The sequence below is a fragment of the Streptomyces swartbergensis genome (assembly GCF_002148965.1).
Classification (GTDB): Bacteria; Actinomycetota; Actinomycetes; order Streptomycetales; family Streptomycetaceae; genus Streptomyces; species Streptomyces swartbergensis.
This window is the reverse complement of sequence record NZ_NGFN01000427.1, coordinates 1-6,699: the sequence shown is the minus strand read 5'-3', so window position 1 is coordinate 6,699 and position 6,699 is coordinate 1. Positions and strand designations below refer to the sequence as shown.

At 72.7% G+C, this 6,699-nt stretch carries 5 protein-coding genes; 1 reads left to right on the top strand and 4 read right to left on the bottom strand.

The window, feature by feature from the left end; genetic code table 11:
• The first annotated feature begins 13 nt into the window (after nt 1–13).
• Entirely contained in the window at nt 14–1,399 is a 1,386-nt protein-coding gene (locus CA983_RS38830; RefSeq protein WP_086605409.1) for an MFS transporter, read from the top strand.
• A 59-nt stretch (nt 1,400–1,458) separates the two neighbouring features.
• On the opposite strand, the gene CA983_RS38825 is transcribed toward CA983_RS38830, so the two are convergent.
• From CA983_RS38825 to lnt, 4 genes are all read right to left on the bottom strand, one after another.
• Nucleotides 1,459–3,405 carry a helix-turn-helix domain-containing protein gene (locus tag CA983_RS38825; RefSeq protein WP_086605408.1) on the bottom strand — a complete coding sequence of 649 codons (1,947 nt, stop codon included), beginning with the start codon at nt 3,403–3,405 and terminating at the stop codon, nt 1,459–1,461.
• 73 nt (nt 3,406–3,478) lie between these two features.
• Nucleotides 3,479–4,279 (bottom strand): 3-hydroxybutyrate dehydrogenase, encoded by an 801-nt coding sequence (locus CA983_RS38820; protein WP_086605407.1) that lies wholly within the window; start codon nt 4,277–4,279, stop codon nt 3,479–3,481.
• Nucleotides 4,280–4,333: 54 nt separating this feature from the next.
• Nucleotides 4,334–4,813 carry an NUDIX hydrolase gene (locus CA983_RS38815; RefSeq protein WP_086605406.1) on the bottom strand — a complete coding sequence of 160 codons (480 nt, stop codon included), beginning with the start codon at nt 4,811–4,813 and terminating at the stop codon, nt 4,334–4,336.
• 68 nt (nt 4,814–4,881) lie between these two features.
• Entirely contained in the window at nt 4,882–6,498 is a 1,617-nt protein-coding gene (gene lnt / locus CA983_RS38810) for an apolipoprotein N-acyltransferase (protein WP_086605405.1), read from the bottom strand.
• Nucleotides 6,499–6,699 lie beyond the last annotated feature (201 nt).

The following is a 6,699-nucleotide window of genomic DNA, read 5'->3' as shown; positions in this document are numbered from 1 at the left end:
GGAAGTGGTGCCGATGTCCTCCCCCGCGACCGCTCCCCCACCCCCCGCCAGCCTCAAGCGCATCGTCACCGCCAGCCTGATCGGCACCACCATCGAGTGGTACGACTTCTTCCTCTACGGCTCCGCCGCCGCGCTCGTGTTCAACAAGCTGTTCTTCCCGGACTCCGACCCGCTCGTCGGCACGCTGCTGTCGTTCCTGACGTACGCGGTCGGGTTCGCCGCCCGGCCGATCGGTGCGCTGGTGTTCGGGCACTACGGCGACCGGCTCGGGCGCAAGAAGCTGCTGGTGCTGAGTCTGCTGCTGATGGGCGGGGCGACCTTCGCGATCGGGCTGCTGCCGACGCACGCCACCATAGGGACGGCCGCACCGGTCCTGCTCACCGTGCTCCGGCTGGTGCAGGGCTTCGCGCTCGGCGGTGAGTGGGGCGGTGCCGTGCTGCTGGTGTCGGAGCACGGGGACGCGCGGCGGCGTGGGTTCTGGGCCTCGTGGCCGCAGACCGGTGCGCCGGCGGGGCAACTCCTCGCGACCGGTGTGCTGTCCCTGCTGACCGCCGTGCTGTCGGACGCCGCGTTCGGCAGCTGGGGGTGGCGGATCCCGTTCCTGCTCTCCGGGGTGCTGGTGATCGTCGGTTTGTGGATTCGTCTGTCTGTCGATGAATCGCCGGTCTTCAAGCAGGCGTTGGCGCAGGCCGAGGCCCGCAAGGCGGACCGGGCCGCCACTGCCGAGAAGCTGCCGCTGGTCGCCGTGCTGCGGCATCACTGGCGTGACGTCCTGGTCGCGATGGGCGCGCGCATGGCGGAGAACATCAGCTACTACGTCATCACCGCGTTCATCCTCGTCTACGCCACCACCTCGGCCGGCGTCTCCAAGCAGACCGCGCTCAACGCCGTACTGATCGCCTCGGCCGTGCACTTCGCCGTCATCCCGGCGTGGGGCGCGCTCTCCGACCGGATCGGCCGCCGTCCCGTGTATCTGATCGGTGCTGTCGGGGTCGGGCTGTGGATGTTCCCGTTCTTCTCGCTGATCGACACCGGCGGCTTCGGCAGCCTGGTCCTCGCCGTCACGGTGGGGCTGGTGCTGCACGGGGCGATGTACGCGCCCCAGGCCGCGTTCTTCTCCGAGATGTTCGCGACGCGGATGCGCTACTCCGGCGCGTCCATCGGTGCCCAGTTCGCCTCGGTCGCGGCGGGTGCGCCCGCGCCGCTGATCGCGACCGCGCTGCTGTCCGACTACGGCAGCTCCACGCCGATCGCCCTGTACGTCATCGGCGCCGCCGTGCTCACGGTCATCGCGGTGGCGGCGGCCGAGGAGACCCGCCACCGGGATCTGGCCGACGTCGCCCCTCCCGCCGACGCGGACCGGACCACGGCACCGGCGGCGGACGCCCGTACCCCCTGAGACGTCCCGGCACCGGCCCCCGTGCGCGCCTCCCCGCGCAAGGGGGCCGCCTACGGGGGTCAGTGCTGTGCCGGCGCCGACAACCGGTGCAGCCGCAGGGCGAGTTGGATCTCCAGGGCGCGGGCCGGGCTCTGCCAGTCGTCGCCGAGGAGGCGGCCGACGCGCTCCAAGCGCTGGGCGACCGTGTTCACATGGACGTGCAGTTCGTCCTTGGTGCGGGCGGGACTCATGCCGCAGGCGAAGTACGCGTCAAGGGTGCGCAGCAGTTCGGTGCCGCGTCGTCGGTCGTACGCGACGACCTGGCCGATGGTGCGGTCGACGAAGCCGGGGATGTCCCGGTCACCGGCCAGGAGCAGCCCCAGGAAACCGAAGTCCTCGGCGGCGGCGCCGTCGCCGGAGCGGCCGAGGAGCCGCAGGGCGTCGAGGCAGCGCCGGGCCTCGGCGTAGGCCGTGGCCACTGCGTCGGGGCGGGTGGCGAGGTTCTCCGCGGGTGCGGAGGCGCCGACGGTGACCGGTGCGTGGACCGCTGTGCCCAGATGCCGGGCGGCGCGACGGGCCAGTTCGGTGGCGGTGTCGCCGGATCCGAGGGGCAGCAGCAGGACGGTGCCGCCGTCGCGCGCGGCGGCGAGACCGTGCCGGGTCGCGGCGAGGTGGGACGCGGCGGCGGCCAGGCGTCTGCGGGCGTCCGCCTCCTGGTCGGCATCGGGCGCGTCGCCCTCCAGACGCGCGGCCAGGACGACGTGGACGGCGTCGAGGTCGGCGTGGAGGCGGGCCGCGCGCTCCCGCAGCAGGCGCGGGTCGCGGTCGCGGGCGTCGAGCAGGTCGTCCAGGAGCTCGCCGCGGACGCGTTGTTCGGCCTCGGCGGCGGATCTGCGGGCCAGGAGCAGCAGGGAGGTGACCATGGCGGCACGCTCCAGGGTGCGCTGGTCGACGGGGTCGAGCCCGGGGTGGCCGCGCAGCACGAGCGCGCCGAGCAGTTCCCCGCCGGCGGCGACGGCGGCGACCCAGTCGTCCTCGTGCCGCACCGCGTGGCCCTCCGCGCGGGACGCCTCCAGGGCCTCGGCCGGTGCCGCGGTGGCCTCGGCGAACTCGACCGTGCCGTCGAGGACCTCGGAGACGGCGGCGGCCACGTCGTGGACCCCGCCGCCGCGCAGGACGAGCTCGGCGAGCCGGTCGTGCACGTCGGAGGCGCGTTCGATGACGCCGCTGCGGTCCTGGATGATCTCGTTGGCCCGCTCCAGGCCGGCGAGGGCCGAGCGGGTCTCGGCGAGCAGGTTGGCGGTGTCGATGGCGGCCGCGGCGAGGGCGGCGAAGGAGCCCAGCAGGGCGATCTGCTCCCGCTCGAAGACCCGGGCGCGGCGGTCGGCGGCGAACAGCACGCCGATGACGTGGTGTCCGAGGGTCAGCGGCACGCCGAGGATGGCGACGAGCCCCTCGTCCCGCACGCCGGCGTCGATGGTGCGGGTGTGCTGGAAGCGGTCGTCCTTGAAGTAGTCGTCGGTGACATAGGGGCGTGCGGTCTGTGCGACCAGGCCGCCGAGGCCCTCCCCCATGCCGAGCCGCAGCTGCTGGAACCGGGCCGCGACCGAGCCCTCGGTGACCCGCATGTAGGTGTCGCCCCTCGCCGGGTCGTTCAGGCTGAGGTAGGCGACGTCCGTGCCCAGCAGCGACCGGGCGCGCTGCACGATCGCCTGCAGTACGGCGTCCAGGTCGCGCAGCCCGGCGAGGTCGTGGGCGGTCTCGAACAGTGCGGACAGCTCGGCCTCGCGGCGGCGCCGTCCCTCCAGCTCCGAACGGACGCGCAGGGCGAGCGGCTTGGCCCGCTGGAGCGCGGCGATCCACTCCGCCGGACGCCCTTCGGCGCGCGCGAGCAGCACCGGCTGCTCGTAGGCGTCGGCGGACGCGCCCCGGGCCAGGAGCTCAAGATACGGCGTCTCCGCGGCGGCCGGTGGCGGTTCGGCGAGGCCGGCGGAGCGCTCGGCTGACTGCACGTGATCGCTGGACATGCTCACAGGATTCACCATGACCGGGCCGTCCCGTCAGCCCTGTGGATAAGTCCCCAGGGGCGCTCGGGGCCGCTCAGTGGGCGGTCCAGCCGCCGTCGAGCACGAGCGAGGTACCGGTCACGAAGGACGCCTGCGGACCGCACAGGTACGCCACGGCCTCGGCGACCTCCTCCGGTTCGATGAGCCGCTTGACGGCGCTGTCCTGGAGCAGCACCTCGGACAGGACGCGCTCCTCGGGGATGCCGTGCGCCCGGGCCTGGTCGGCGAGCTGCTTCTCGACCAGTGGGGTGCGCACATAGGCGGGGTTCACACAGTTGGAGGTGACACCGTGGGGTGCGCCTTCGAGGGCGGTGGTCTTGGAGAGTCCCTCCAGCCCGTGTTTGGCGGCCACATAGGCCGACTTGTAGGCCGAGGCGCGCAGCCCGTGGACGGACGACACGTTCACGATGCGGCCCCATCCCTGTCCGTACATGTGGGGCAGGGCACCGCGGATGAGCCGGAAGGGTGCCTCCAGCATCACGGTGAGCACCGTGTGGAAGACGTCGGGCGGGAACTCCTCGATGGGGCGCACGAGCTGGATCCCGGCGTTGTTGACGAGGACGTCGGTGCCCGCGGCGGCGAGTTCGGCGGCGTCCAGGTCGGTGAGGTCGAGGACGTTCGGTTCCACGGTGCCCGCGAGGTCACGGCCCTGTCCGGCGAGCGCCTCCAGGCCCGCGGCGTCCCGGTCGACCGCTCTCACCTTCGCCCCGGCGGCCGCGAGCCGCAGCGCGCAGGCGCGGCCGATGCCGCCGGCAGCGCCGGTGACGAGCGCGGTGCGGCCGCCGAGGTCGAGCGGGGAGGCGTGGGGTGCCGGAAGGACATGAGGCGCGGTCATGCCTCGACCCTAGGCAGCGCTCCTGCCGCGCCCCATGTGGTCACGCCCTACAGTTCAGCCGGCTGCAGTGGGGTCGAACCATGTGGGGGCGTCTGATAGGGCCTGCTTGATCCGCAACAGCCCGAACTCGTTCAGCTCGGGCAGGGCATCGATGTCGAACCAGCCCACGTCCAGCGACTCGTCGTCGTTGACCCGCGCCTCGCCACCGACGGCCCGGCAACGGAACGTGATGTCCATGTACTGGCAGACGTCGCCGTTCTCGTACGTGACGGGGTCCAGTGCCTGGACGAGGACGACCCGTTCGGCGACACAGCGCACGGCCGTCTCCTCGTAGACCTCCCGCACCGCGCAGGCCGCCGGCTGCTCCCCCGGGTCCGGGATGCCCGCGAGCACGGACCACTTGCGCGTGTCGGCCCGGCGGTTGAGCAGCACTCTGCCCTCGTCGTCGAAGACGAGAGCGGTGACTCCGGGGAGCCAGAGCAGCTGATGACCGGCCGAGGCGCGGAGCGTGCGGATGAAGTCGGGAGTAGCCATGCCGCCGACCCTAATGGGCAGCTTCCGGCGGCCCCGCGCCTTCCATGCGGCGTGCGTCCGGCGTACGGCTACACGTCACCGGCGCGTCGCCCGCGCAGACCGGCGCCGACGGCCCAGCCCAGTCCGCCGGCCGCGACCAGCACGAGGGCGATCTCCGGCAGGATGCCCAGCTGTGTGGCGGGGGTCTGCGAGGAGCGCAGCGGTACCTTCTGCACCAGTGAGTCGGCGACGAACATGCCGGTCTTCTGCGTGATCTTCCCGTCCGGCATGATGATCGCGCTGACGCCGCTGGTCACCGGCACGGTCACGGTCCGGCTGTGCTCGACCGCGCGGACCCGGGACATGGCGAGCTGCTGGTAGGTCATCTCGCTGCGGTCGAAGGTGGCGTTGTTGCTCGGCACGGAGATCATCTGGGCGCCGTCGGTGACCTCCGAACGCACGGTCCAGTCGAAGGCCGCCTCATAGCAGGTGACGAGGCCGACCTTGGCACCGTCCATGGTGAACACGCCCGGCTTGGTGCCCCGGCTGAAGTCCTGGCGCTGCATCGAGGTCCAGTTGCTGTTGATCGCCCCGATCAGCGAACGGAACGGCAGGTACTCGCCGAACGGCTGGATCTGCCGCTTGTCGTAGGTGTCGACGGGGCCCTTCGCCGGATCCCACAGGATCTGCTCGTTGTAGAGCTTGCCGTCCCGTTCGACGACGCCGCCGACCGAGATGGGCACGCCGACGGCCTTGGCCGCCGTGTCGATGACGGCGCGGGCGTCGGGGTTGGCGAAGGGGTCGATGTCGGAGGAGTTCTCCGGCCACAGCACGAAGTCGGGCCTCGCGACCTTGCCGGCCTTGACCTCCGCGGCCAGGCGTTCGGTCTCGCGCGCGTGGTAGTCCAGAACGGCCCGCCGCTGGGAGTTGAAGTCGAGCCCCGCCCGCGGCACATTGCCCTGGACCACGCCGACGGTGACGCTGCCGTCCTCGGCCTTGTCGCTGACCAGCGGCCGGGCGGCGACGGCGCCGACGACCGGGACGGCCAGGCTCAGCAGACCCACGGCCGCCGCGGCCCGCCGCACCGTCCCGGTCCGCCGGGTCTCCACCGCGAGGCGGACGACTTCGTACAGTCCGAAGCCGCACAGGACCACCGCGAAGCCGAGCACCGGGGTGCCGCCCACCGCGGCGAGCGGGAGGAACACACCGTCCGCCTGCCCGAACGCGATCTTCCCCCAGGGGAAGCCCTCGAACGGCACGCGCGCGCGTGCCGCCTCACCGGCGATCCACACAGCGGCCGCCCACACCGGCCATCCGGGCAGCTTCGACACGGCGGCGACACCCGCGCCGACCAGCGCGACGAAGACCGCCTCGATCGCCACGAGGGCGAGCCAGGGGCCCGGACCGACCTCCACTCCGGTCCACACCAGCAGCGGCAGCAGGAAGCCGAGCCCGCAGAGGTAGCCGAGGCCGAGCCCCGCCTTCCAGCCGCGGCCGCGCAGCACCCAGCCGAAGATCGCGAAGGCCGGCAGGGCCAGCCACCACAGGGTGCGGGGCGGGAAGCTGACGTAGAGGAGCAGGCCGGAGAGCGCGGCTGCGGCGGCCGGGAGGAGGCGCCCGAGCCGCCAGGCCCGGACGCGCGCCTCGGGCGCGATCCGCAGCTCCAGCTGGTCCGACTCGCCGACGGAGGTTGCGGTGACGGTCACTCCCGGAGTGTAAGGCGAGTGACCTCGACGCCGACAGCGCGGTCCACGAGGCGGCGGCGTCACACACGGCGGGCCCGAAGGCGCACGGCCTCGCCGCGTATCTGCCGCAACGTTCCTGCTCATTTCGTCACGACACATCCACAAACCGCCCACCAGGGGCTACGGWGTCCCGAAGCCTCAGTCGTGCGGCCGGTGGCGGCC

Excerpts from the sequence above, each read along its gene's own strand:
- CA983_RS38815 (WP_086605406.1), bottom strand. The coding sequence starts at position 4,813 with ATGGCTACTCCCGACTTCATCCGCACGCTCCGCGCCTCGGCCGGTCAT.
- CA983_RS38820 (WP_086605407.1), bottom strand. The coding sequence starts at position 4,279 with ATGACCGCGCCTCATGTCCTTCCGGCACCCCACGCCTCCCCGCTCGAC.
- CA983_RS38825 (WP_086605408.1), bottom strand. The coding sequence starts at position 3,405 with ATGTCCAGCGATCACGTGCAGTCAGCCGAGCGCTCCGCCGGCCTCGCC.
- CA983_RS38830 (WP_086605409.1), top strand. The coding sequence starts at position 14 with ATGTCCTCCCCCGCGACCGCTCCCCCACCCCCCGCCAGCCTCAAGCGC.